Origin of the sequence: Tatumella citrea (genome assembly GCF_002163585.1) — a bacterium.
GTDB lineage: Bacteria > Pseudomonadota > Gammaproteobacteria > Enterobacterales > Enterobacteriaceae > Tatumella > Tatumella citrea.
Window position 1 is genome coordinate 2,935,603 of the sequence record NZ_CP015579.1, and the last position, 24,065, is coordinate 2,959,667.

The following is a 24,065-nucleotide window of genomic DNA, read 5'->3' on the forward strand; positions in this document are numbered from 1 at the left end:
ATTGTTCGTGAGTTCAGGGCTGCTGTTGGTTGATTTCAACAGCCACTGTCTGTTGACCATTATACTGAATTTTATCAGTCTGGCCGAACCAGTCCCCTGACTGAGGATTTGCTGCTCCGTCCCGGGAAATCCGCGCCCGGATCTGGATAGTATGCTGTGCAGATAACAAACGTTCCGGCATCATCGCATTGCTGTCATCCAGCGTAATCGTCAGTGGGAAATGGCTTAATGGCAGTCGTTTCACCGCAACCGGAACCGGAGAAACACCGTCAGTTACGGAAATATACAATATTCCGTTCGGTGTTAACATTTTTTCTGCTGCCGGTGCAATCGCAATATTCAGTGTCAGCTTGCTGGTTTGTTGCCCTGCATTGGTCCGGGCCTGCTCTATGCCTTTACGTACCGCGTCTGCTTCCTTCGAATCGGCAGGGATCATAGTGAGCATTTTCTGCCAATAACCAATCGCTTTATCGTAGTTCTGCTCAGTAAAACTGTCAGCAGCCAACAGACTCAGGATACGAATATTTTGCGGGTCAGCTTTCAGCATATCTCCCAGCATGACTTCTGCCTGACGGTTATCTTCAGGATCCGGAGACCGGACCAGCACTTCGGCATAATCCAGCTTCAGCGCCGTATTATTCGGTGACAATTTCAGTGCACGCTGAAAAGCCTGGCTGGAAAGCGGTACATTATTCAGCACCATGCCCAGACGGCCCAGCATTTCCCAGTCATTCAGATTATCTGGATCGGATTGCAGTGAAGTCCGCAAGCCGACTTCAAATTCCTGCAACTCCTGCATGCTCAGATTTTTGGCATGAGGGTCCATCAGACGCTGACGCAATGCCGGATAATCATTGCGGATCTGATTCCATTGCATGACCTGCAACAAACCACCAGTCTTCAGATACATTCCGAGGGTAATCAGCACTAATACAATCAGCCCCGGCCATAATACCCAACGACCGGAAGTCCGCGCCTGGGTCTGACGCTGATTTTCCGGAATATCGGTCAGTAATGTTTGCTGTAACTCAGCAATCATTTCCTGTTTTTCAGCGACAACACCTTGCTGTTCATCTTGTTCCAGCTCGGTCAGACGCTGACGATAGAAAGATTTGTTCAGCTGATCACGCTGATTGCTGGTGTCTTTTCCTGAACGCCAGCCACTGGTGAGAATTAATGCACACGCCGCCAGTAATATAATACAGATGCTTAACCAAAGGGCACTCATAGCGGTTTCCCGTCATTATCCAGTAACGCGGCCAGTCTTTGCTGTTCTGTTGTGTCCAGCTCAGCCCGCGTTTTTTTTCTTCTGCTGCGTAAAATAATTATCGCAGCACCTGCAACTACAAATAACAGTGGTCCGACCCACAAGATAATGGTCGAAGGTGTTACCGGAGGCTCATAGGTGACGAAGTTCCCGTAACGTTTCACCATATATTCAACGATCTGCTGGCGTGTTTGTCCTTGCTGCAGCAGCTCATAGACCTTCTGACGCATATCCGCGGCAATCATCGCTCCGGAATCGGCAATACTGTTATTCTGACATTTCGGACAACGCAGCGACTGCGTCAGATCCCGGTACTGTTCTTCCTGTGCTACCGATTTAAACTGGTAGGCATCAATAGCCGCCCACAGGCTGAAACTGGTCATCATCGCGGCAAGGAAAAGGATCAACTTTTTCATCCGGTTAATCCTCCGCTAACTTGCTGTACTTGTTCCATAATGGCTGAACTTCGTCCTTCCAGACCTCAGCATTCATATCGCCTGCATGGCGATAACGGATAATACCTTTACCGTCGATCAGGAAGGTTTCTGGTGCACCGTACACTCCTAAGTCCAGCCCCAGCATTCCGTCACCATCATACAGGCTCAGCGCATAAGGATTTCCCAGAGTATTCAGCCAGTTAACCGCTTTCACCCGGTTATCTTTATAGTTCAGACCAACCACCCGCACCCCTTTCTCTGCCAGGGTATTCAGGTATTCGTGCTCAGCACGACAGGTCGGGCACCAGGTTGCCCAGACATTCAGCAGCAGCGGTTTACCATTGATCAGCGCTTTCTGGCTGTACAGCTGGCCAGGGTTTTGCAGTGATTCCAGTTTAAACACCGGAACCGGCTTACCGACCAGTGCTGACTCCAGAAGTGTCGGATCATCACCATCCGCGTTGCGGTTCAGCTGCCAGAGCAATGCCGCAGCCAGCAACAGAAACAGTACTAACGGGATAAACAGGATTTTTTTATTCATGATAATGATTCCTCCTGCGCCTGTGCTTTCTTACGGGAACGATATCGTGGATCCAGCAGACACAGAATACCGCCAACCGCCATAAACACACCGCCGAACCAAATCCAGCGAACAAAAGGTTTGTAATAAATACGAACGGCCCAGGAACCCTGACCAATTTCTTCACCCAGTGCAGCATAAAGATCACGGCCAAAACCACCACTGATGGCAGCCATTGTCATCATAGTGCGGGTTGCGGTGTAGAAGCGTTTTTCAGCGTGTAATACCGCTTCCTGTTTTCCGTTACGGGTGACATCAATAATCGCTACGCCGCCGGTATAGTTAGGTCCTACCAGCCGCTGCACATCGCGGAAAATAAAGTGATAATTATGAATATCGACGTTATCACCGGCTTTCATGCGAACATCACGCTCGACACTGTATTGGGTACTGAACGCAATTCCGATGACCGTCACTGCTACCCCAAGGTGACCCAACACCATTCCCCAGTGGCTGCGGGAAAGATGAGCCAGTCCACGGAAGAAAGTGTGGCGATGGGTTGCACGCTCGTGCAGCTCCATCAGTGTCAGAATAATAACCCAGACTGACATCAGCAGACCTACCACGGTCATCGCTTCAATACGATCCTGCAACAGTAAAGGCAGGACAATTGAGGCAATCAGAGTAACAACCGCCGCAATAATTAAGCGTTTATACAGTTTTTGTGGCTCATCACGGCGCCAACGCACCAGCGGCCCGATACCCAGCATCAGAGCAAACGGCGCCATAATCCAGGTAAACATCGTATTGAAGAACGGAGCACCAATCGAAATACTGCCGAGGCCCAGCTCTTTGTGAACCAGTGGTAACAGTGTCCCCAGCAGTACCACCAACATGGCAGCAATCAGCAGGACGTTATTCCCCAGCAGGAACGACTCTCGCGACCAGCCTTCATTCTGTACCCGGCTACGCACCTGGCCTCCGCGGATGGCATACAGCAGTAATGAACTGCCGATGACAATCACCAGGAATAACAGGATAAAAATACCGCGCGAAGGATCGGAAGCAAATGAGTGAACAGAAACCAGCACACCGGAACGAACCAGGAAGGTACCGAGCAGACTTAGCGAGAACGCGGTAATGGCCAGTAACACGGTCCAGGATTTGAAGGTTCCGCGTTTTTCAGTTACCGCCAGTGAGTGAATCAATGCGGTTCCGGCCAACCATGGCATCAGTGAAGCATTTTCTACCGGATCCCAGAACCACCAGCCACCCCAGCCCAGATCGTAGTAAGCCCAGGCTGAACCTAAAACTATCCCGATGGTCAGGAAAATCCAGGCCGCCGTCGTCCACGGACGTGACCAGCGAGCCCATGCAGTATCCAGTCGTCCGGTCATCAGTGAAGCAATGGCAAACGCAAACGCCACCGAGAAGCCGACATACCCCATATACAACAATGGCGGGTGGAAAATCAGCCCGATATCCTGGAGCATTGGGTTAAGATCGCTGCCATCAACAGGAAAATCAGGCAATGTCCGGATAAATGGATTAGACGTCAGTGTAATAAACAGCAGGAAGCCAAGGTTAATCATGCCCATGACTGCCAGCACGCGGGCGATTGCATCCTGTGGCATGCCACGGCTCAGCAGTGCCACCGCCAGTGTCCAGCCACTAAGCATCAGTAACCACAGCAGCAACGATCCTTCATGAGCACCCCAGGTTGCGGCAATCCGGTACCAGATTGGCAGCAAGGTATTGGAGTTCTCTGCGACATACGCCACAGTGAAGTCGTTAACAATAAACGCATGAACCAGAATCAGAAATGCCGCGGCAATACAGGCAAACAGTCCGTAGGTGAGTGGGCGGGCCAGCCCCATAAGACGACTGTCCTGGCGAGCAGCCCCCCACAGTGGATAAATACTTAATAACACAGCCAGGCCAAGGGCCAGGCATAACAAAAAACTGCCTATTTCAGGTATCATTGTTGCTCACCTTGTGGGTTCTGATAGCGTGCCGCAGGCCCTTTATGGTTCTGTTTCATCGCATCCTCAATTTCTGGTGGCGTGTATTTCTCATCATGTTTAGCCAGCACCTGATCAGCTTTGATCATATTGCCATCTTCCAGCACGCCTTCTGCGACAATCCCCTGCCCTTCACGGAAAAGATCAGGAAGAATACCGACATAGCTCACACTGACGACTCCGTTGGCGTCATACAGTTTAAAATCCACAGCCAGACTTTTCGGATCACGTTTTACGCTGCCTGGCATAACCATGCCGCCAATACGTAACCGCTGCCCCGGATGAGGTATATCCTTATGTTCCGGGCCACGCCCGTTCAGAATTTCACTGGGTGTATAGAACAAATCAATGTTTGAACGCAGTGCATACATAACTAAACTAGTCGCCAGACCGAGGCCGACCAGTATTGCCACCACAACCAGTAAGCGGCGACGACGACGAATGTTCACAAGTGATCTCCTGCCGTGTTAGCGGCGGTTTTTTTTCGTTTTGCAGCGCTGATCCGGCGTTCACGGGATTCACGCTGTCTTATTTCTTTTAATAATTGTTTTCGTTGTACCAGGGTATGGATGATCAAACATCCCAGTGCCAGTAACGTCATACAGACAGAAAGCCAGACATAGAAGGCATAGCCTCCCATGTGGAAAAAAGCTGACCATGAGGAAAATGCAGGAGTCATGATTTACGCCCCTTATTGGCAATAGCAGAAACCCAGGGACGATTTCGTTCAGTGACCAGAATGAGGTTGCGCAGGCGCATCAACGTCAGGGAAATGAAGACCAGCAGATAACCGAGAATTGCCCAGCGTAACGGGGTACGCATCGACGGAGCAATGTCCTGCTGTAAAATACCAGAAGAGCCCTGGTGCAGGGTGTTCCACCACTGAACCGAGTAATGAATAATTGGCAGGTTAACCACGCCAACCAGAATCAGGATACCAGCGGCACGGCCGGCAACGCGACGATCATCGAAGGCGTTATACAGGGTAATGACACCCATATAGATAAACAGCAACACCAGTTCCGAAGTCAGACGTGCATCCCAGACCCACCAGGTGCCCCACATCGGTTTGCCCCAGGCCGACCCGGTCACCAGCGCAATAAAGGTGAATACTGCCCCGACCGGAGCCATCGCCGATGCCACCAGATCCGACATTTTCATCTGCCAGACCAGACCGATAAACGCTGCAATAGCCATTGAGGCGTAAACCCCCATCGACCACATCGCTGCCGGCACATGAATATACATTATACGGTAACTGTCACCCTGCTGATAATCCGGCGGGGCATAACCAAATCCCCAAACCCAGCCCAACAACAGGGTAATCAACGCTGCCAGACTTACCCAGGGAATAAACCTGCCGCAAATGTTATATAGCCGTTCTGGCTTTGCCAGTTGGTGTAACCATTTCCACATTTTGTATTGCTCACTAATATTTACTAAAAGCAGCACAACTCGCAGTTTATTGAAGACTAATACGTACCGCTGCGGCTGTGGCAAAAGGTGCCAGGGTAATACTGGCGATTAGCATTGCGCCTAATATGGCCAGGTAACCACTTATCGATAATCCCTGGCTTGCAGCATCAATGGCTGCACTTGAAAAAATCAGCACCGGAATTACCAGAGGCAAAACCAGTAAACTTAATAACACTCCGCCGCGTCGTAACCCGACTGTCAGCCCGACTCCGATAGCGCCGATAAAACTCAACACCGGCGTACCCAATAACAATGTCATCGCCAGCCCGAACCAGCCCTGAAAATTCAGCGACAATAATAGCGAGGCCAGCGGCGATAAAATAATTAACGGCACTCCGGTCACCAGCCAGTGGGCAATCACTTTTCCCAGTACCGTTAATGGCAATGGGGTCGGTAACAGCACCAGTTGTTCCAGTGATCCATCCAGAAAATCATCCCGAAACAAACGTTCCAGTGCCAGTAATGATGACAGTAATGCCGCGACCCAGACGATACCGGGCGCAATTCTGGCGAGTAATTTTGTTTCGGGGCCAATACCCAGCGGAAACAACGTAATTACTATCAGGAAAAACCACAGCGGATTAATAATTTCTGACCCGCTGCGAAAGGCAATTTTTAGCTCACGGCGAATAATACTTACCAGCATGTGTCTCGTCCTTCCGCTGTCAGGCGTATTTTACGCACCACATCCTGTTGATCCGGAAGATCCTGATGGGTAGTAAGGATAACGGATCCACCCTGCCCTGCGTGACTGGCAAATTGTGTCATTATTTTTTCCACCCCGGCTTTATCAATCGCCGTCAGTGGTTCATCAAGTATCCATAACCGCGCCCGGCTTAGCCATAATCTGGCCAGCGCCACTCTGCGCTGCTGACCTGCAGAAAGCTGGGCAACAACTGCGTCCTCATAGCCGGTCAAATCCACTTCATCCAGAGCATTAAAAATTTGCTCATCACTACAATCCGGATGAAAAAAACGCAGGTTTTCGAGCGGAGACAAGACTCCTTTTACCCCGGGCTGATGACCGAGATACAACATCTCGCGCTGCCAGATATCACGCTGCCGGCTGACTGCCGTGTGATTCCACAGGATCTCCCCGGACTCAGCCCGACTCAGGCCAGCGAGGATACGTAATAAGGATGTTTTTCCTGCCCCGTTAGGACCTTCTATCTGGACAATATCGCCAGCGCTGACCGTAAATGAGAGCTGTGAAAATAACACTCGCTCATCCCGGGCACAGGTAAGATCTTTGGCTTCCAGCATGCAACTTATATTCACGATAACGTTATGAAGGCCGCACTATATCATAAGGAAACTCTCTGCCGAATGCCGAAAATGGAAACGGTTACTTAAAAGTCCCTTAACCACAACTTTTCTGCCTAAAAACCGGACAATGATAAAACTTTGTTACGCTTATTTTGATTTACCCACAGTTTCCGGCCCCCATTTTCGTGGGAATTCAGTGCGATTACTTTCTGTGAGACGCTAAATCCTAACAGATGCGAAATCAATTACTATGCGGGTTTGTGCTATTTACGCCGAAAAAACAACCATGATAGTTCTGCGTCTCCTGCCTCCGGCATTTACAACTGGATTTCACCTCACCCCCATAAAGACAACATCACACTAACAACAGTAATTGCTGATTTTTGCATCAGATTCTCAGAGAAATACTACACTGAGACTATCAGTCATTTATCTGTTTTCCCGGAGGCCACGTGCAAAATCCCCCCCATCAATCTACCCGTGACAATCAGGTCGATAGTGAAGAAAAAAGTAATGAAACTTCGATTACGACTGCAGAAGAACAATTGCCTTCGAAAGCGGTAGCTATTCATGAAACGATACGCCAGAACGGCGAGAAAGAGCTGGAACGCGACAGTATGGCACTGTTGTTGTCAGCCATTGCTGCCGGATTATCGATGGGCACTTCACTACTGGTAAAAGGTCTGTTGCAGGTACATACCGAAGGCCTGCCCGGCAGTTTTCTGCTGGAAAACTTCGGTTATTGCGTCGGCTTCATCATTGTGATTATCGCCCACCAACAACTGTTCACTGAAAACACCATCACTGCCGTATTACCGGTAATGCATAAACCGGTGATGAATAATTTCAAACTGCTAATCCGGCTTTGGGGACTGGTACTGGCTGGTAACTTTATAGGGACCGCGTTGGTGGCGCTGGCGTTTAACCATATGCCGGTATTCAATGACGAGTTGCAAAACTCGTTCACTCATCTGAGCGAGGCCGCGGTAAATCACGATGCAGGACAAATGTTTTGCGGTTCGCTGGTTTCCGGTTGGTTGATTGCCACGATGGTCTGGATGTTTCCTCATTCAGGTGCCGCTAAGATCCTGGTGATTATTATGATCACCTGGATAATGTCACTGGCCGGGTTATCGCATATTGTGGTGGGATCGGTAGAGGCTTTTTACCTGGTATTTAACGGGCATCTCAGTTGGTCTGAATTTCTCTGGCCTTTTGCTCTGCCCACTCTGGCGGGTAATATTACCGGCGGGACCTTTATTTTTGCTCTGATGAGCCACGTGCAGATCCGTAATGATCTCAGTGAGCAAAAAAAATTACAGGCAGGACGCCCCCCGGAAAACTGATCGATCACCACGACAGTTAAGCACTGACTTTCCCGGCAGAGACAGTGGCTGGTGCGTATTTCCAGGGAATGATAAAGTCTGTTTTTAGCACACTTCTGTTCCTCAAAGGAATGCTATGGATCGATTTCAGGCAATGGCCACTTTTGTCAGGGTCGTAGAAACAGGCTCATTTTCTGCCGCAGCTCGTCAGCTTAATCTCGGCCAGCCGGCAGTCTCTAAACTGATTGCACGGCTGGAAAGCCACCTGAATACCCGGTTACTGGCACGAACCACACACGGGCTGACGCCCACAGAAGCCGGGCAACGTTATTACGAACGAGCCAAAACTGCTCTGGATGAAGCCGACGAAGCTGAACTGGCAGCCCGTCATTCCGCCAGTGGTTTGTCCGGTCATTTACGCATTTCAGCCGCAACCACTTTTGCCAGAATCCATATTATTCCTGAATTACCCCGTTTTCTGGATAGTCACCCTGACCTTCAGACAGAAGTGATCCTCGACGACCGGGTGATCGATTTGCTGGCTGAGGGAGTTGATGTCTCATTGCGAATGGGCAAACTGGCAGATTCTTCTGCTACCGCGCGTAAGCTTGCGACCGCCAAACGTTCGGTGATTGCCACTCCGCAATATCTGAAAACCTGTGGCGAACCGTTAACTCCGGCAGCACTCGCAGAGCATCAGGCCATCCTGTATAGCGCACAGCCGTCGACCTGGACCTTTAACCATCAGGGTACGCTCGCCTCTGTTAGTCTGCAGGGCCGGATACGGGTCAGTGCTGCCGAAGGGCAACGCGCTGCAGTTCTGAATCATATGGGATTGTGTATTGCCTCAGACTGGATGTTTTATGATGAGTTACGTTCCGGTGAGGTCGTAAAACTGCTGACCGAATGGCAGCTACCTGACATCGACCTTTGGGCGGTATTCCCCTCCGGCAGACTCACCAGCGCCAAAGCCAGACAGTTTGCATTATTTACCGAGACGGTTATGGCAGAACGAACGATTTAAGCCGGGCAGGAGCCTGCAAAAAACCGGGCTTTGTTTCCCGGCTGATAACAGTTAAGTTTGCCGATCCATAACGATCGGCAAGTCTCTTCAGATATCGTTAACTCCTGCAGCAGCAGGCACTGATTTCAGAGATTCTTCCCAGGCCGCTTTCCTTTCGTTATAACCAAGGGCCAAAGGTAGTTGTTGCTGGATGAATGCACGATATTCATTCACCAGCAGACCGGTTTCTTCACTGGCACTGCGTTTCTGTAGCTTTTCAATATAATTCTGGTCAGCGTAAGCATAATCCAGGTATTCGATTGCATAACGGTAAGTTGCCGCTTTCAGTGGTTGCATACGCACTTGTTCTGCAATCCATTTCAGAGATTTGTAAAAATCCAGCACCGTTGCTGCATCTTTATCCTGTGCATTAACCATCGCAATGCCTTCATTTAACAACGTCAACTGTGTTTTCTGTTGTTCACGTTGCTGCTGCTCACGTTGCTTATTCTGGTCATTTTGACGTTTAACTTCTGACTGTACTTTCTCTGAACGGGCAGGAATCGCATTAATCACTTTCGCGACCAGCAGGTAGACAATTACCGCTGGCACCACTTTCAGAACAACGGACAGGAATACTCCATCTCCGGGCCTTGATACCCACTGAGACCACCACATAAAAAACAGAAAACCAATGACAACACTGACGATACGGTATTTCACGCTATTGATTACCGCATCATGTATAAACTGCTTTTCGCTGTCATTTTTGCCTTTTTTCCTGCAATACAACTCAAAACAGACAAAACTGGCCAGCATGATCAGAACACCAGGAAATCCTCCGATCCACATCATGGTAACCGGGGAAGTCACTCCTGCACCGGCAGCCATTGATGACAGCAGAAAAAAAGCACCAAAGCCAATAATAAGGCTAAGGATTCTATAAATTAACATTACTTGTTTTTCCTTTCGATGTGATGATTTCACTAAACTTACGTTCAAGTGCGGCGGCATCTATGGCAGAGATATTTTTAACTGATTGTTCCATGTACTGATGGATAAGTTCGTCACCGACAATCTCTCTAATTTCTCCGAGTGCGGCGTCCAACAAAAGTTTTTTAGCCACCAGCAAATGACATTTCCGGTAAATCAATTTAAGCACCTGTTGTTCAGGGCTTTCTGCAGAGTCTTCATTGATGATTTTCAAAGCCATATTGGCGGCCTGAAGTTTATTTCTCCTGGCATGCGATGCCGCAGCTTTAGCTGTGGCCTGCTGTTGCTCCTGATCCTTTTTTTGCTGTTCCCGCTGAGCTTCAGCTTGCTGACGTTCCTGACTTTTTTGCCAGTAGTGATGCGATTCAAGTTCAGACAGCCGGGCATAAAAGTAACCATCCCGATCAGTGTTCGAATATTGCGAATGCAGTAAATCAATCTGCGACTGAATAGCATCAGACCCTTTCATTATTTTCTCCCACACCGGGTTGCTTATCCAGGAATAGCGTGGCGGAATCATAAAACGGGGATAAATCACTCAACAACTCTGTCAGTTTATCTCTCTGTTGTTGATTGAGTAATGGCAAAAGCTGATTAATCACCTCGACCTTAAGTTCTATATCGATGATGGTTTTCTTACCAACCTCTTGCAGGGCGAGTTTATCCATGACTTTCCTTTGTCGGGCTTAAATATCGGCAGACGATGCATGACAGATGAGTATTTACAGGGTAACCAAACAGAGTTCTACCGGCCTTATCAGCGCCGGAATTCTGGGGAAACTTTTTAAAGGATTAATATTCCGGTCATTCAGAAAATCATAAGCATTTTTCATATATCTTCAACAAAAATCATCTGCCATATTTGATTTTCTGATCAATCCTTCTGTTACACTCTCTTTGTGCCTTTTGTTTCTCTGGTAGCATAGGAACTGGCCGCCTCGATATCGCTGACAGCAGCTTCATATTCTAAAAAGTGCCTCTGATACGGTTAAAACTATAGGAATATGATCAAAAACTTTATTTATGCATACCAACTGATTTTTTTGTGTTGACTGAAAATCTGCGAAGGATAAACGGGACTATAGCCACCATCGTCTGTACTCTGCATCACGGACAGCTCTGCTTGCGGTGATTGTTCGCTCCTGTTAAATAGATGTCTTATGAAAAAGAAAGATGATGATCATGGCTCTGAGTACTACAGCAGGATATTGTCATAAAAAAATCTTAAAAATGATATCAATTATCTGATGGCATTATTTATGGCCCATAATCTGGACGTTGATAAGGAGAAATTTATCTATATTTTGGGAAGAGATAATAGCAACGTTCCTGATATTTCAGTCATTCGAAACAAGATATTCTGATGAAACTTTAGCGAGATGAAACGGATAGATTTGAAAGTATCTGAGGAAAACAACCGTACGAGATGAATGGTGTCCCCTGCAGGAATCGAACCTGCAACTAGCCCTTAGGAGGGGCTCGTTATATCCATTTAACTAAGAGGACTCTGGCGGCTGCGTTAGCTAACGCCCGACAGCGGTGGGTATCCTACCGTAAAGACTCAGGTTTTTACAAGTGTTACCTGTAATTCTGGCAGCGAAACGCCAGCATTGTCTCACTTATCCTGTGGTTTATACCCACAATCCAGATTGACTCCCAGCAAGAGAATACCAGGATTACTGTTACTGCCCCACTGGCAGCAACAGCTCATCATTTAAGATTCCGTATTACCCACTATCGCTGCTCAAGCTGTCGGGTCAGCGTTTCGATACGCTCGGCCATTTGTAACGTCTGTTGGGTCAGTTGAGTATTTTGTTTCAGCAATTCCAGTAGCTGTTCGGTCAGTTCTTCGGATACCATCTGGCGTTTTGACATTGCTGCATCCAGATCTTCGCGATGCTGAGCATCAGTCAATGCATGTGCCTGATCGCGTTCTGCCTGGCGGGTTTGTGCCAACAGGATCAATGGTGCTGCATAAGCCGCCTGTATGCTGAAGGCCAGGTTGAGCAAAATAAACGGATATGGGTCAAACTTAAGCAGGCCAGCAACGTTCAGAACGATCCAGATAATTACCGCGATGGTTTGCCCAACCAAAAAAGTCGGGGTCCCGAAAAATCGGGCGAAAGCTTCTGCTTTCAATGCAAACCATTCATCGCCGAAAGTATGAGTTATCCCTTTCAACGGGCGGTATAAACGAAATTTTTTATCTGTATGCATTGCAAAAAAATCCTGTGGTGAGTGTCAGAATCGCCGAATTTTTTGACATCGGTAAGAGCAGAAACAGCATCATAAGAAACAACCATTTAGCATGTTATACGCCGCCTGAGACCTCTTCACAAAGTACATTTGTGTACGTTAATGTAATCATTACTGATAAAAACCCGGAATTTTAATCAACAGCTGACACTGGCTGGATTAGCTAAAATTCAGCTCCTGCCGCAGATTACCCGGAGGGTAATTACCTTTATATCACGATCATCAGGAGTAATTTCTGCCGGTGCTTACAGCATCCTGCCCACTTAACTATCGCACCTAAAATCTCCGTCAGGCTTTAAGACAGATGAGATGTTTAACGCTGGATGTTGAAATAAAGAGGAAGCTTGAACAGTGAACCCCACCAAAGCAGGCAGCGTTAATTTCGGGACAGGAAAGCGGAGCAGGAAAAACCTGCCCCGCCGTTGCGGAATTATAGTTTTACCGGGCTGATATCCCAGATTTTCTCTGCATATTCACTGATGGTACGGTCGGACGAGAAATATCCCATATTGGCAATATTCAGTAAGGTCCGGCGTGCCCATTCATCTTTTTGCAGATACAGTTCATCGACTTTATCCTGGGTATCGACATAGCTACGATAGTCGGCCAACAACTGATAGTGATCCCCGAGGTTAACCAGACTGTCGAACAGATTATGATAACGTTTTGGCTCACCCGGGCTGAAGATTCCGGTGGCAATCTGCGTCAGCACACGGTGCAGTTCAGGGTCTTTATCATAATACTCATGCGGGTTGTAGCCGTTGCTCCGCAGTGCTTCAACCTGTGGTGTGGTATTACCAAATATAAAGATATTATCCTCACCGACATGTTCCAGTATTTCGACGTTAGCCCCGTCCAGGGTGCCGATAGTCAGCGCACCATTCAGGGCAAACTTCATATTACTGGTTCCCGACGCTTCGGTTCCCGCCAGAGAGATCTGCTCAGACAGATCCGCCGCCGGAATGATCAACTGTGCCAGACTGACACTGTAGTTAGGAATAAATACCACTTTCAGTTTTTCACGGGTACGGGGATCGTTGTTAATCACCGTGGCAACATCATTGATCAGGTGGATGATCTGTTTAGCCGCATAATAGGCCGAAGCTGCTTTACCGGCAAAAATCACGGTCCGTGGTACCACTTCCGCATCCGGATCATCAATAATCCGGTTGTAGCGGGTAATCACATGCAGCACATTCAGTAACTGACGTTTGTACTCATGAATACGCTTAATCTGCACATCGAACAGACTATGGGGATCGATCACTATTTCCAGTTTATCGGCAACGTAACCTGCCAAACGCTTTTTGTTGTCATGCTTGGCTTTCTGCAGTGCCTGCAGAAAACTTGGATAATCAATATCCTGCTTCAGTTCTTCCAACTGGCTTAAATCGGTACGCCAGTGCTGGCCAATGGCATCGTCCAGCAGATCGGAAAGCGGTTTGTTAGCCAGAGCCAGCCAGCGACGCGGTGTCACTCCGTTGGTCATATTCAGGAATCGATCCGGATACAGCCGCGCAAAATCGGCAAACAGTGACTGTACCATCAGATCAGAGTGCAGCGCGGATACCCCGTTCACCTTATGGCTGGCAATCACCGCCAGCCAGGCCATGCGAACACGGCGACCGTTATTCTCGTCGATTATCGATACACGACGTTTTAGGTCATCGTCGCCCGGCACTTTCTCTTCCACATCATTCAGGAAGTATTCATTAATTTCAAAAATGATCTGCAGATGACGCGGCAGAATTTTCCCCAGCATATCAACCGGCCAGGTCTCCAGCGCTTCGCTCATCAGTGTGTGGTTAGTATATGAGAATACTTTGCTGACCGTATCCCAGGCTTTCTGCCAGCTGAATTTGTGGTCATCAATCAGCAGTCGCATCAGTTCAGGAATCGACAGTACCGGATGGGTATCATTCAGGTGAATGGCAATCTTATCTGCCAGGTTATCGTAGGTCTGATGAGTGCGGTGATGGCGTTTAAGAATATCCTGCACCGTCGCCGATACCAGGAAATACTCCTGGCGTAACCGCAGTTCCCGCCCCGAATAGGTGGAGTCATCCGGGTAAAGTACCCGCGATACGTTCTCGGAGTGGTTTTTATCTTCCACCGCAGCAAAATAGTCGCCCTGGTTAAATTTACCGAGGTTAATTTCGTTACTGGCCTGAGCGCCCCATAGCCGCAGAGTATTCGTGGCATCAGTATCAAATCCGGGGATCACCTGGTCGTAAGCCACGGCGACAATTTCTTCGGTTTCCAGCCAACGGGTTTTTGAACCCTCGTGCTGCAAACGACCACCGAACCGGACTTTATAGCGGGTACTGTAACGCTGGAACTCCCACGGATTACCATACTCCAGCCAGTAATCCGGAGATTCTGCCTGCTGGCCATTGACTATCTTCTGGGCAAACATTCCGTATTCATACCGAATACCGTACCCGCCACCCGGTAACCCCAGGGTAGCCAGAGAATCAAGGAAACAGGCCGCCAGGCGACCTAAACCACCATTGCCCAATCCCGGATCGTTCTCCTCATCGATTAAATCTTCGAGGTCCAGACCCATTTCATCTAACGCTTTGCTGATATCATCGTACAACCCCAGTGCCAGCAAGGCGTTGGACAGGGTACGACCGATCAGAAACTCCATCGATAAATAGTAAACTTTGCGCACGTCCTGAGACTGTTGCGCCCGGTTTGATTTAAGCCAGCGTTCAACCATCCTGTCACGTACAGCAAACAGTGTGGCATTCAGCCAGTCGTGTTTTTTTGCAATGGCAGGATCTTTACCGAGAATAAACATTAGTTTATAAGCAATAGAATGCTTAAGAGCATCCACACTGACGGTTGGGGCGTTGTAAATAAACGGTGATGTCATAGCGTTGTATTCCTTAATGCTGTCGTGCAGTTTCACAAAACAAAACAGGTAAACGTTACAGGTAACCGTCAGTGAAACTCTGTTCCGGTTAAACGCTGATAAAGCTGCTGGTAAACGCGTGCAGCGACCGACCAGCTAAAATCCTGGCGCATTGCATGGCGCTGAACGTTGCGCCAGTGGCGTGGCCGGTTCCACAACACAAAAGCACGGCGGATAGCATTACTGATAGCTTTGCCGTTGCTCTCCTCAAACACAAAACCACTGGCCGTGTTATCCGCCAGATTTTCGATAGCACAATCCACCACGGTATCCGCCAGACCACCGGTACGTCTGACCAGAGGCAGGGTGCCATATTTAAGTCCGTATAGCTGAGTCAGCCCACAGGGCTCAAAGCGGCTTGGGACCATAATCACATCAGCACCGGCCATAATCCGGTGGGAAAATGCCTCGTGATACCCCAGTTGCACTCCAACCTGCCCCGGGTGTTCCGCTGCCGCGGCCAGAAAAGCCTGTTGCAGGGGAACATCCCCGGCCCCCAGTAATACCAACTGCCCGCCCTGAGAAAGCAACTCCGGTAACCCTTCCAAAACCAGATCCAACCCTTTCTGGCTGGTCAACCGACTCACCACCGCAAACAACAGCCGTGAGCTGTCAGTATCCAGCCCCATCGTCCGTTGCAACGAGGTTTTATTTTGCGCCTTGGCTTGCAAATACTCGTCGTTGTAGCGTGCTGCCAGTAAGGGATCATTGTCCGGATCCCAGATTTCCTCATCCACACCGTTCAGAATCCCGGTCAACCGTCCCTGTGACTGCCGTTCTGACAACAGGGCTTCCATGCCATAACCGTATTCCGGCCGGGTAATCTCCCGCGCATAGGTCGGACTGACCGTCGTAATATGGTCGGAATAAAACAGACCGGCTTTCAGAAATGAAATCTGCCCGTAAAATTCCAGTCCGTGCATCTGGAAAAAGTCATCGGGTAACCATAGCTGATGTAAATTATGAGCATAAAACAGCCCCTGATAAGCCAGATTATGTACCGTAAACACGGTTTTCACCGGATATCCGCGCGCCGCGATATAGGCAGAAGCCAGCCCTGCATGCCAGTCATGGGAGTGCACCACTTCCGGTCGCCACAAAAAATCAGCCCCGACGGCCAGTTCACAGGCCACCCAACCAAGCACTCCAAATCTCAGATGGTTATCACCATAAGCATTGAGTGACTGATCGTGGTATGGGCTGCCCGGCCGGTCATATAAGCCGGGCGCATCAATAATGTAGATACCCACGCCCTGAAAAATGCCGTAGCGTAATTCAACATATCCGGCAAAGGTGTCTATGCCCGCGACCCGGTGGGTTTCACCCAGTCCTTTTTTAATATCCGGAAATCCCGGAATCAGGACACGAACATCGTCACCAGCGGCAATCTGTGCCGCCGGTAATGCCCCGGCAACATCAGCCAGACCGCCGGTTTTCAGCAGCGGAAACAGCTCGGAACAAACATGTAATATACGCATTGGAGCTCCTGATTTGTCTCGCGTCAGGCAATCCGCATGGCGCGTTGTACAGTAATCCGGCGGGTACACCGCGCCTTATAATTTTTCCAGCATCCTGCGGGTCACCAGCACAATACCGCTTTCCGTACGGTGAAAACGGCGGCTGTCCTCTTCGGCATCTTCACCAATAACCATGCCTTCCGGTATCTGACAGGCGCGGTCAATAATGCAATGGCGCAGTCGGCAGGATCGGCCAATAACGACATCCGGTAACAGAATACTAGTGTCAATATTGCAAAATGAATTAATCCGCACGCGTGAAAATAAAACTGAATTCACCACCTCGGATCCGGAAACAATACAGCCACCGGACACTAACGAATTCAGCGTCATTCCATGTCGCCCGGAACGATCCTGAACGAATTTAGCCGGTGGCAAGGGTTCCATATGAGTGCGAATCGGCCAGTTGCTATCGTACATATCCAGTTCCGGAGTCACTGAGGCCAGATCGAGATTTGCGTGCCAGTAAGCATCCAGCGTACCCACATCACGCCAGTAAGGCGGCAGATCATCGCTGGAAGTCACGCAAGAAAGATTAAAAGAGTGCGCCCTGGCCTTACCTTCGCGGGTAATCAGCGGGATGATATCTTTACCAAAATCATGGCTGGACTGATCGTCTGCCAAGTCCTGCTCCAGTAAACGGAACAGATAAGCGGCGTTAAAGATATAGATCCCCATGCTGGCCAGGGACTTGTCCGGCTGTCCGGGGATGCCCGGCGGGTCAGCAGGTTTTTCAAGAAATGACAGGATCTGGCCATCTTCCGAGACATCCATAATGCCAAAAGCGCTGGCTTCCTGGCGCGGAACTTCTATACAGGCTACGGTGCACTCCCCGCCTTTTTCAACGTGGTCAATCAGCATCCGCGAATAATCCATTTTATAGATATGATCACCGGCCAGTACCACTATATATTCGGCACGATAGCGGCGAATAATATCCAGATTCTGACAGACCGCATCGGCCGTGCCCCTGTACCAGTGGCCGGAACTTTGTCGTTGCTGCGCCGGCAGTAAATCGACAAACTCATTCATCTCTTCATTCAGGAAAGACCAGCCACGCTGAATATGTTGCACCAGTGTATGCGACTGATACTGGGTGATCACCCCGATTCGACGAATTCCGGAGTTAAGGCAGTTTGACAGGGCAAAATCGATAATACGAAATTTACCGCCAAAGTGGACTGCCGGCTTAGCACGGGCAGCCGTCAGCCCATGTAATCTTGAGCCTTTACCTCCGGCAAGAATCAGTGCCACTGATTTTCCCGGTAACTGTCGGGCCAACATCATGCGATCATTTATATCTAATGTAGTCATGGCTGAATCCTTCCTGGTGTTATTGGTACATCCCGGGTGAATACACAGACTGTTTTTGCCATAGACCGCCAGGATAAGCCGTCAGCGAGGGTACGGAGAGGATTATCAAAAGGTGCAACGGCATGCCAGCTACCCGTGGGTAATGTCATATCGACGTCATTGAGCGAGGCATTGACCACCATTAACCAGCGGCCAGAGAGACATATTTGCAGACACTGCAGCCCGGGTTGCAGCCATTGTTCTGTCGTCATTGGTTGTCCATGGTTGTTAAACCATGCCACATCCCCGGAACCTTCTTCCCACCAGCGATTAAGCGTGATCGCCGGAATTTTTTTTCTTAACGTAATCAGAGAACTCACATAATCTGTCAGTGCTAAATCTGCCTGCTGCCAGTTGAGCCAGCTCAGCCGGTTATCCTGACAATAGGCATTATTATTACCCTGCTGGCTGTGCCCGAATTCATCTCCGGCCAGTAACATTGGTGTGCCCTGAGATAGCAGCAAAGTTGCCAGTAATGCACGCTGACTAAGGCGACGTTGGCTCAATACGCTGTCACTGGCCTCAGGGCCTTCAGTACCGTGGTTCTGGCTGTAATTATCATCATGGCCGTCACGGTTGTTCTCACCGTTAGCATGATTATGTTTCTGGTTAAAACTGACTAAATCCTGCAGGGTAAAACCATCATGTGCCGTGATCATATTTATGGTCGCATTCGGCAACCGACCTGCGTGTTTGAAAAGAGATGCAGAAGCGGAGACTTTGCCGGCAAAATCCCCAACTGGCAGCGTACCGTGCAGCCAGAATTTTCGCATGCCATCCCGCCACTGGTCGTTCCATTCGGCAAACGGAGCCGGAAAATTTCCAAGCTGATAGCCACCGGGGCCAATATCCCAGGGCTCGGCAATCAGTTTGCAACGACTAAGTAGTGGATCGGAGATAATTGCCTGCAGCATCGGTGAATCGCTGCGAAACTCAGGGGTACGCCCCAGCAACGGTGCCAGGTCAAAACGGAAACCATCGATATGAAATTGTTCGACCCAGTAACGCAGGCAAGACAATACCCAGCCAATGATATCGTTATCTGTCAGCCGCATCGCATTACCGCAACCGGTCACATTATTGTCAGTGCCATCAGCATTCAGCCAGTACCAGCCGGGATTGTCTAAACCACGTTGCGATAAGGTCGGTCCATCAATATCCAGTTCCGCGGTATGGTTAAACACCACATCCAGAATGACTTCAATTCCCGCCTGATGCAGAGCTTTTATCGCTGTTTTGAGTTCCTTTGCTGCCGAACTACCCTGACAGTGAGTGGCATAAAGAGGTTCCGGCGACCAGGCCGCCAGCAGGTTATAACCCCAGTAATTGTGCAACCCCATATGCTGCAACCGTGGTTCATCAGAATGCTGAGCTACGGGTAACAGTTCCAGGGCGGTAATGCCTAGTTTTTTGAAATGCGCCAGCATGGCAGGATGTGCCAGTGCCAGATAGGTGCCGCGAATATCTTCCGGAATCTCCGGATGAAGCATACTGAGACCACGAACATGCGCCTCATAAATAATGGTCTGCCCCCACGGAGTCATCAGTAGGGCATCATTTTCCCAGTCAAAATGTTCATCCGTGACTACTGATTTCGGAATCCGGTAAGCAGTATCGACCGGTTCCGGATGGTGTATTCCACCATTGAGATGAGGATCATCATTCAGTGAACCTTCCAGCGCCCGGGCACTGGGGTCAATCAACAATTTCTGAGCGTTAAACCGCAGGCCACGTGCCGGGTCAAACGTACCGTAAGCACGATAGCCATAACGTTGACCCACTTTGGCCATCGGCAAAAAACCATGCCACAGGTTACCGGTACGGGCTGGCATCTCCAGTCTTTGTTCGTTGTTTTTACTGTCAAACAGGCATAGTTCGATTTTCTCTGCTGTTGCCGAGAAAACGCAAAAATTCACCCCGTTTTCCTGCAGGCTGGCGCCAAACGGATAAGGTTTGCCCGGTAACAGTACGCTCATTACATCGCCTCCCGCCACAGATACAACGTGGCCAGTGGAGGCAGAAGCAGTGAAAGCGAATATTCACGCTGATGCATCGGCTCTGCTGTAGTTCGGACCTGCCCCTGATTACCCAGATTACTGCCGCGATAGTAGGCCGAATCAGTATTTATCACTTCACGGTAGCATCCTGGCTGCGAGACACCGATACGGTAATTATCACGGACTACCGGGGTGAAGTTACTGACCACCAGCATCTCGTTACCTTCAGCATCCCGGCGCACAAAAGCAAAAACCGAATTTTCATTATCATCGACCACCAGCCACTCAAAACCTTGCGGATCGAAGTCCAGCTGATACATTGCCGGATGGCCGGTGTAACAGTGATTAAGGTCCCGCACCAGCGACTGAACGCCTTTGTGCCACCCACCAGCTTCTTCCAGCAGGTGCCAGTCCAGGCTTTGATTGACATTCCACTCTCTGCCCTGGGCAAACTCACTGCCCATAAACAGCAATTTTTTACCCGGATGTGCCCACATATAGCCGTAATAAGCACGCAGACTGGCAAATTTTTGCCAGCAATCACCAGGCATTTTATCCAGTAATGAACCTTTGCCATGCACCACTTCGTCATGGGACAGAGGCAACATAAAATTTTCGGTATACGCGTAAGCCATACCAAAGGTCATCAGATTGTGGTGGTATTTGCGATAAGCCGGGTCCAGTTGCATATAGCGCAACGAGTCATTCATCCAGCCCATATTCCATTTGTAATGGAAGCCAAGCCCGTTATGTTCCGGCGGCAGAGTGACTCCAGGATAATCGGTGGACTCTTCGGCCATAGTAATCGCCCCACGGGCTTCACTGCCGATGGTGTGGTTGGTATAACGCAGAAAAGCAATAGCTTCGAGGTTTTCGCGACCACCATAATAATTAGGCAACCACTCGCCGTCAGGGCGGCTGTAATCCCGGTAAATCATTGAAGAAACTGCATCAACCCGCAATCCGTCGATACCATAGCGTTCCAGCCAGTACAGAGCGTTGCCTGCCAGGTAGTTACGAACCTCATGGCGACCAAAATTATAAACCAGCGTGTTCCAGTCGCGATGAACGCCTTCACGAGGATCCGCATATTCATACAGCGCGGTGCCATCAAACTGCACCAGACCATGTGAATCAAAAGGAAAATGCCCTGGCACCCAGTCCAGAATGACATTCAGACCCGCTTCGTGAGCAGCGTTGATAAAGGCTTTAAATTCATCGGGCGAACCATAACGACGGGTCGGGGAGTAAATACTCAGCGCCTGATATCCCCAGCTACCATCAAACGGATGTTCACTTACCGGCATCAGTTCAATATGAGTAAAACCCATCCATTTAGCATAGGAAACCAGCTGTTCAGCCAGCTCACCATAACTCAGCCAGTAGTTGTTATCCGTATGACGACGCCAGGAACCAAGGTGGACTTCATAGACCGAAACCGCTGAGGTCAGCGCGTTCGCCTGGCTACGTTGCTCAGAAGCCGGTGTTTTTTCCGGCAGCCGACGAACCAGTGAAGCCGTTTCGGGGCGCATTTGTGTTTCCAGACCGTAAGGGTCGGCACGCAGGCTGGTATTGCCATGACAATCGATAATTTCGAATTTATATAACTGCCCTTCCTGCACCGCTGGGACAAACAGTTCCCAGATGCCACTTTCCCTGCGCAGGCGCATCGGGTGGCGGCGACCGTCCCAAAAATTGAATTCTCCGACCACCGATACCCGTTGTGCATTTGGGGCCCATACAGCGAAAGTAACACCGGGCACATCATCATAATCTGCCGGATGGGCACCGAGTACTTCGTAGGGACGCAGATGGTTACCTTCCGCCAGCCACCAGGCATCCATATCCTGAATCAGAGTGCCAAAACGGTAAGGATCGTCGATCAGATGGATATCATCGCCCCAGCGAACCTCCAGCTGGTAACGAAAAGTTTTTTTCCGGCGCGGAATCACTCCAATAAATACCCCGCCGTCATCAAAGCGCTGGAGTTCAGCCACTCTGCTTTGCTTTTTAGAATCAATGACCCACACCTGGTCGGCATCGGGTAATAGGGCACGCACTTCTACACTGGCATCCACCAGATGCATTCCCAAAAAAGAGAACGGATCGGCATAGTGCCCGGAAATGATCTGACGAATAACCTGCTGGTCGGGGACTACTGGCATAGCGTTCATCCTTTGATAATTAAATCAGCAATTCAAAAAATCAGTCTGGCAGACCGGGCCATTTTTCCCTGTTGCCGTAAAGTCTTCCTGACATTGGCCGATGAACAGATAACCCTGAAGAATCGTCATTTGCAGCATTCTGTTAACAAAAATAAGCAAAAAAACCATTCTCGCGGTTTTCCGGGAGAAATCCTGTACGCACCGGAAATCACTGCTCATACAGTTAATCATAGACAAGGATTGATTAAATCAACGCCAGATCGCGAAGAAAGTTAAGTAAAGATTTTGTTAGCACTTTTGGTTAAAAAAACTGGCTATCGGGAAGCGAATAAACGACGAAAATACCCTGAGGACAGACATCGGAGAGCAAAAGGGTCTTTAACCGTAAATCGGGGAGGAGAAATGTGAAAAATGTGGAATAAAAAAGGCAGCATTACCGGCACTGCCTCTGAAATTACTGCTTACTGATTCGCAGAGCGAACCTGCAACGAATTACTGACTCATGCTTAATATCGCACGAACATTTCGTGCACTGGTGGCAATAATGTCAATAGCGCCGGTACGTAATGCGCCCATAATGGCCATCGCTTTGGTATTTTCTGAAGCAATCGCAATCACACACGGAATCTGTCGCAATTCTTCGACATTCAGGCCGATAACACGGTTGTCCATGACGGTGTTCACATGCTCACCACGAGCATTAAAAAAATCATACCCGGCAATATCCCCGATAACCCCCTGATTCAGGCTGGCATCATTAATTTCCTGCGGGGTGAACCAGCCCAGTTTGACCATGTAGCTGTCTTCGTTCATATCACCAATACCCACCAACGCGATGTCGGCTTTACGACCACGATCAAGAGTCTCTTTGATGGTACCGTTTTGCAGCAACAGTTCTTTCAACTGCATATTTTCGACGTAAGCCGGGGCATAAAGCGATTCGCTGCTGCCGCCAAACTTTTTAGATAATAAGCGGCTGATGTGATCAGCATTAATGATATCCCCCGGGCGATGGGTACCACCAATACCACAAATAAACCGACAATCTTTTGGCTGAATAGTCCCTGAAGATTCTGCGACTGCGGCAACATTGCGCCCCTGCCCGACAGCAACTACCAGGTTATCTTTTAGCACATTATTCAGATGTGCTGAGACCAGTGCAGCGACCTGACGTCGTTGTTCTTCCTCATCATTGTGATCGAGGGCAATCAGTGCACGGGTAACAGGAAAACGCTCTTTGAGCTGTTTTTCCAGCTGGGTGCTAAAGACAGGATGGTAGCGGACGTTAATTTCAACGATCCCCTCCTCTTTGGCTTTTTTTAACAGCCTTCCGACTTTGATTCGTGAGAAACCGAATTTATTGGCAATTTCTTCCTGAGTCACTTCGTCGCAGTAATAAGCCACTGCGATTTCGGTCAGCAATTCATAATCCCTGGACATACCTGATTTTTCCATCCGCCAGTTTCTCCGTTCAACAAAAAAGTGTTTAGAGGGTGAACATTTGCGTGAAGTATAACAGAGATGCTGCGCTTTCAGGCAATGAAAGCGCAGT

Annotated in this window: 21 protein-coding genes and 1 tRNA gene; 2 read left to right on the top strand and 20 right to left on the bottom strand. The window is 49.2% G+C overall.

Features of this window, described 5'->3' with window-relative positions:
- Positions 1-13 precede the first annotated feature (13 nt).
- The 9 genes from ccmI to ccmA are packed head-to-tail and all read right to left on the bottom strand — an operon-like array spanning position 14 to position 6,984.
- On the bottom strand, positions 14-1,228 hold the full coding sequence (ccmI, locus tag A7K98_RS14030) for a c-type cytochrome biogenesis protein CcmI (protein WP_087489126.1): 1,215 nt from the start codon (positions 1,226-1,228) through the stop codon (positions 14-16).
- Entirely contained in the window at positions 1,225-1,683 is a 459-nt protein-coding gene (locus A7K98_RS14035) for a cytochrome c-type biogenesis protein (protein WP_087489127.1), read from the bottom strand. The genes ccmI and A7K98_RS14035 overlap by 4 nt, the downstream gene beginning before the upstream one ends.
- 4 nt (positions 1,684-1,687) lie before the next feature.
- Positions 1,688-2,245, bottom strand: coding sequence for a DsbE family thiol:disulfide interchange protein (locus A7K98_RS14040; RefSeq protein ID WP_087489128.1), 558 nt, complete (start codon positions 2,243-2,245; stop codon positions 1,688-1,690).
- Positions 2,242-4,206 (bottom strand): heme lyase CcmF/NrfE family subunit, encoded by a 1,965-nt coding sequence (locus tag A7K98_RS14045; protein WP_087489129.1) that lies wholly within the window; start codon positions 4,204-4,206, stop codon positions 2,242-2,244. Before A7K98_RS14045 ends, A7K98_RS14040 begins: the two co-directional genes overlap by 4 nt.
- Positions 4,203-4,694, bottom strand: a complete 492-nt coding sequence (gene ccmE, locus A7K98_RS14050) for a cytochrome c maturation protein CcmE (protein WP_087489130.1) — start codon at positions 4,692-4,694, stop codon at positions 4,203-4,205. Before ccmE ends, A7K98_RS14045 begins: the two co-directional genes overlap by 4 nt.
- Positions 4,691-4,924, bottom strand: a complete 234-nt coding sequence (gene ccmD / locus A7K98_RS14055; RefSeq protein ID WP_087489131.1) for a heme exporter protein CcmD — start codon at positions 4,922-4,924, stop codon at positions 4,691-4,693. Before ccmD ends, ccmE begins: the two co-directional genes overlap by 4 nt.
- Positions 4,921-5,661, bottom strand: a complete 741-nt coding sequence (locus A7K98_RS14060; protein WP_087489132.1) for a heme ABC transporter permease — start codon at positions 5,659-5,661, stop codon at positions 4,921-4,923. The genes ccmD and A7K98_RS14060 overlap by 4 nt, the downstream gene beginning before the upstream one ends.
- A gap of 46 nt (positions 5,662-5,707) precedes the next feature.
- Entirely contained in the window at positions 5,708-6,367 is a 660-nt protein-coding gene (ccmB, locus tag A7K98_RS14065; RefSeq protein WP_087489133.1) for a heme exporter protein CcmB, read from the bottom strand.
- Positions 6,358-6,984: a cytochrome c biogenesis heme-transporting ATPase CcmA gene (ccmA, locus tag A7K98_RS14070; RefSeq protein ID WP_087489134.1), complete on the bottom strand. Its 627-nt coding sequence runs from the start codon at positions 6,982-6,984 to the stop codon at positions 6,358-6,360. The genes ccmB and ccmA overlap by 10 nt, the downstream gene beginning before the upstream one ends.
- Before the next feature lie 455 nt (positions 6,985-7,439).
- On the opposite strand from ccmA, the gene A7K98_RS14075 reads away from it, so the two are divergent.
- Both A7K98_RS14075 and A7K98_RS14080 read left to right on the top strand, forming a co-directional pair.
- Positions 7,440-8,333 carry a formate/nitrite transporter family protein gene (locus A7K98_RS14075; RefSeq protein WP_087489135.1) on the top strand — a complete coding sequence of 298 codons (894 nt, stop codon included), beginning with the start codon at positions 7,440-7,442 and terminating at the stop codon, positions 8,331-8,333.
- Between the two features lie 115 nt (positions 8,334-8,448).
- On the top strand, positions 8,449-9,336 hold the full coding sequence (locus A7K98_RS14080) for a LysR family transcriptional regulator (RefSeq protein ID WP_087489136.1): 888 nt from the start codon (positions 8,449-8,451) through the stop codon (positions 9,334-9,336).
- An 87-nt stretch (positions 9,337-9,423) separates the two neighbouring features.
- Here A7K98_RS14080 and A7K98_RS14085 read toward each other — a convergent pair whose 3' ends face one another.
- From A7K98_RS14085 to A7K98_RS14140, 11 genes are all read right to left on the bottom strand, one after another.
- Positions 9,424-10,269 carry a hypothetical protein gene (locus A7K98_RS14085; RefSeq protein WP_087489137.1) on the bottom strand — a complete coding sequence of 282 codons (846 nt, stop codon included), beginning with the start codon at positions 10,267-10,269 and terminating at the stop codon, positions 9,424-9,426.
- Positions 10,256-10,777 carry a hypothetical protein gene (locus A7K98_RS14090; RefSeq protein ID WP_087489138.1) on the bottom strand — a complete coding sequence of 174 codons (522 nt, stop codon included), beginning with the start codon at positions 10,775-10,777 and terminating at the stop codon, positions 10,256-10,258. Before A7K98_RS14090 ends, A7K98_RS14085 begins: the two co-directional genes overlap by 14 nt.
- A complete protein-coding gene (locus tag A7K98_RS14095; RefSeq protein WP_087489139.1) occupies positions 10,764-10,976 on the bottom strand; it encodes a hypothetical protein in 213 nt (70 codons plus the stop codon). Before A7K98_RS14095 ends, A7K98_RS14090 begins: the two co-directional genes overlap by 14 nt.
- Positions 10,977-11,739: 763 nt before the next feature.
- A tRNA-Arg gene (locus tag A7K98_RS14100) sits at positions 11,740-11,814 on the bottom strand.
- A gap of 228 nt (positions 11,815-12,042) precedes the next feature.
- Positions 12,043-12,525, bottom strand: coding sequence for a DUF1003 domain-containing protein (locus A7K98_RS14105; RefSeq protein ID WP_087489140.1), 483 nt, complete (start codon positions 12,523-12,525; stop codon positions 12,043-12,045).
- Positions 12,526-12,994: 469 nt separating this feature from the next.
- Positions 12,995-15,442 (bottom strand): glycogen phosphorylase, encoded by a 2,448-nt coding sequence (gene glgP, locus A7K98_RS14110; protein ID WP_087489141.1) that lies wholly within the window; start codon positions 15,440-15,442, stop codon positions 12,995-12,997.
- Positions 15,443-15,510: 68 nt separating this feature from the next.
- Positions 15,511-16,959: a glycogen synthase GlgA gene (gene glgA, locus A7K98_RS14115; protein WP_087489142.1), complete on the bottom strand. Its 1,449-nt coding sequence runs from the start codon at positions 16,957-16,959 to the stop codon at positions 15,511-15,513.
- 75 nt (positions 16,960-17,034) lie between these two features.
- On the bottom strand, positions 17,035-18,312 hold the full coding sequence (glgC, locus tag A7K98_RS14120) for a glucose-1-phosphate adenylyltransferase (RefSeq protein WP_087489143.1): 1,278 nt from the start codon (positions 18,310-18,312) through the stop codon (positions 17,035-17,037).
- A complete protein-coding gene (glgX, locus tag A7K98_RS14125; protein ID WP_087489144.1) occupies positions 18,309-20,327 on the bottom strand; it encodes a glycogen debranching protein GlgX in 2,019 nt (672 codons plus the stop codon). The genes glgC and glgX overlap by 4 nt, the downstream gene beginning before the upstream one ends.
- A complete protein-coding gene (gene glgB, locus A7K98_RS14130) occupies positions 20,327-22,513 on the bottom strand; it encodes a 1,4-alpha-glucan branching protein GlgB (RefSeq protein WP_087489145.1) in 2,187 nt (728 codons plus the stop codon). Before glgB ends, glgX begins: the two co-directional genes overlap by 1 nt.
- A gap of 492 nt (positions 22,514-23,005) precedes the next feature.
- The gene (locus tag A7K98_RS14140; RefSeq protein WP_087489147.1) at positions 23,006-23,968 is read right to left on the bottom strand and encodes a sugar-binding transcriptional regulator; all 963 of its coding nucleotides are present in this window, start codon (positions 23,966-23,968) and stop codon (positions 23,006-23,008) included.
- Positions 23,969-24,065 lie beyond the last annotated feature (97 nt).

Bases quoted from the DNA above. Each gene is read 5' to 3' on its own strand.
- A7K98_RS14040 (WP_087489128.1), bottom strand. From the start codon at position 2,245: ATGAATAAAAAAATCCTGTTTATCCCGTTAGTACTGTTTCTGTTGCTG.
- glgA (WP_087489142.1), bottom strand. From the start codon at position 16,959: ATGCGTATATTACATGTTTGTTCCGAGCTGTTTCCGCTGCTGAAAACC.
- ccmA (WP_087489134.1), bottom strand. From the start codon at position 6,984: ATGCTGGAAGCCAAAGATCTTACCTGTGCCCGGGATGAGCGAGTGTTA.
- A7K98_RS14095 (WP_087489139.1), bottom strand. From the start codon at position 10,976: ATGGATAAACTCGCCCTGCAAGAGGTTGGTAAGAAAACCATCATCGAT.
- A7K98_RS14080 (WP_087489136.1), top strand. From the start codon at position 8,449: ATGGATCGATTTCAGGCAATGGCCACTTTTGTCAGGGTCGTAGAAACA.
- A7K98_RS14085 (WP_087489137.1), bottom strand. From the start codon at position 10,269: ATGTTAATTTATAGAATCCTTAGCCTTATTATTGGCTTTGGTGCTTTT.
- A7K98_RS14090 (WP_087489138.1), bottom strand. From the start codon at position 10,777: ATGAAAGGGTCTGATGCTATTCAGTCGCAGATTGATTTACTGCATTCG.
- ccmI (WP_087489126.1), bottom strand. From the start codon at position 1,228: ATGAGTGCCCTTTGGTTAAGCATCTGTATTATATTACTGGCGGCGTGT.
- glgX (WP_087489144.1), bottom strand. From the start codon at position 20,327: ATGAGCGTACTGTTACCGGGCAAACCTTATCCGTTTGGCGCCAGCCTG.
- ccmB (WP_087489133.1), bottom strand. From the start codon at position 6,367: ATGCTGGTAAGTATTATTCGCCGTGAGCTAAAAATTGCCTTTCGCAGC.
- glgP (WP_087489141.1), bottom strand. From the start codon at position 15,442: ATGACATCACCGTTTATTTACAACGCCCCAACCGTCAGTGTGGATGCT.
- glgB (WP_087489145.1), bottom strand. From the start codon at position 22,513: ATGCCAGTAGTCCCCGACCAGCAGGTTATTCGTCAGATCATTTCCGGG.
- ccmD (WP_087489131.1), bottom strand. From the start codon at position 4,924: ATGACTCCTGCATTTTCCTCATGGTCAGCTTTTTTCCACATGGGAGGC.
- A7K98_RS14105 (WP_087489140.1), bottom strand. From the start codon at position 12,525: ATGCATACAGATAAAAAATTTCGTTTATACCGCCCGTTGAAAGGGATA.
- A7K98_RS14060 (WP_087489132.1), bottom strand. From the start codon at position 5,661: ATGTGGAAATGGTTACACCAACTGGCAAAGCCAGAACGGCTATATAAC.
- A7K98_RS14035 (WP_087489127.1), bottom strand. From the start codon at position 1,683: ATGAAAAAGTTGATCCTTTTCCTTGCCGCGATGATGACCAGTTTCAGC.
- A7K98_RS14045 (WP_087489129.1), bottom strand. From the start codon at position 4,206: ATGATACCTGAAATAGGCAGTTTTTTGTTATGCCTGGCCCTTGGCCTG.
- A7K98_RS14140 (WP_087489147.1), bottom strand. From the start codon at position 23,968: ATGGAAAAATCAGGTATGTCCAGGGATTATGAATTGCTGACCGAAATC.
- glgC (WP_087489143.1), bottom strand. From the start codon at position 18,312: ATGACTACATTAGATATAAATGATCGCATGATGTTGGCCCGACAGTTA.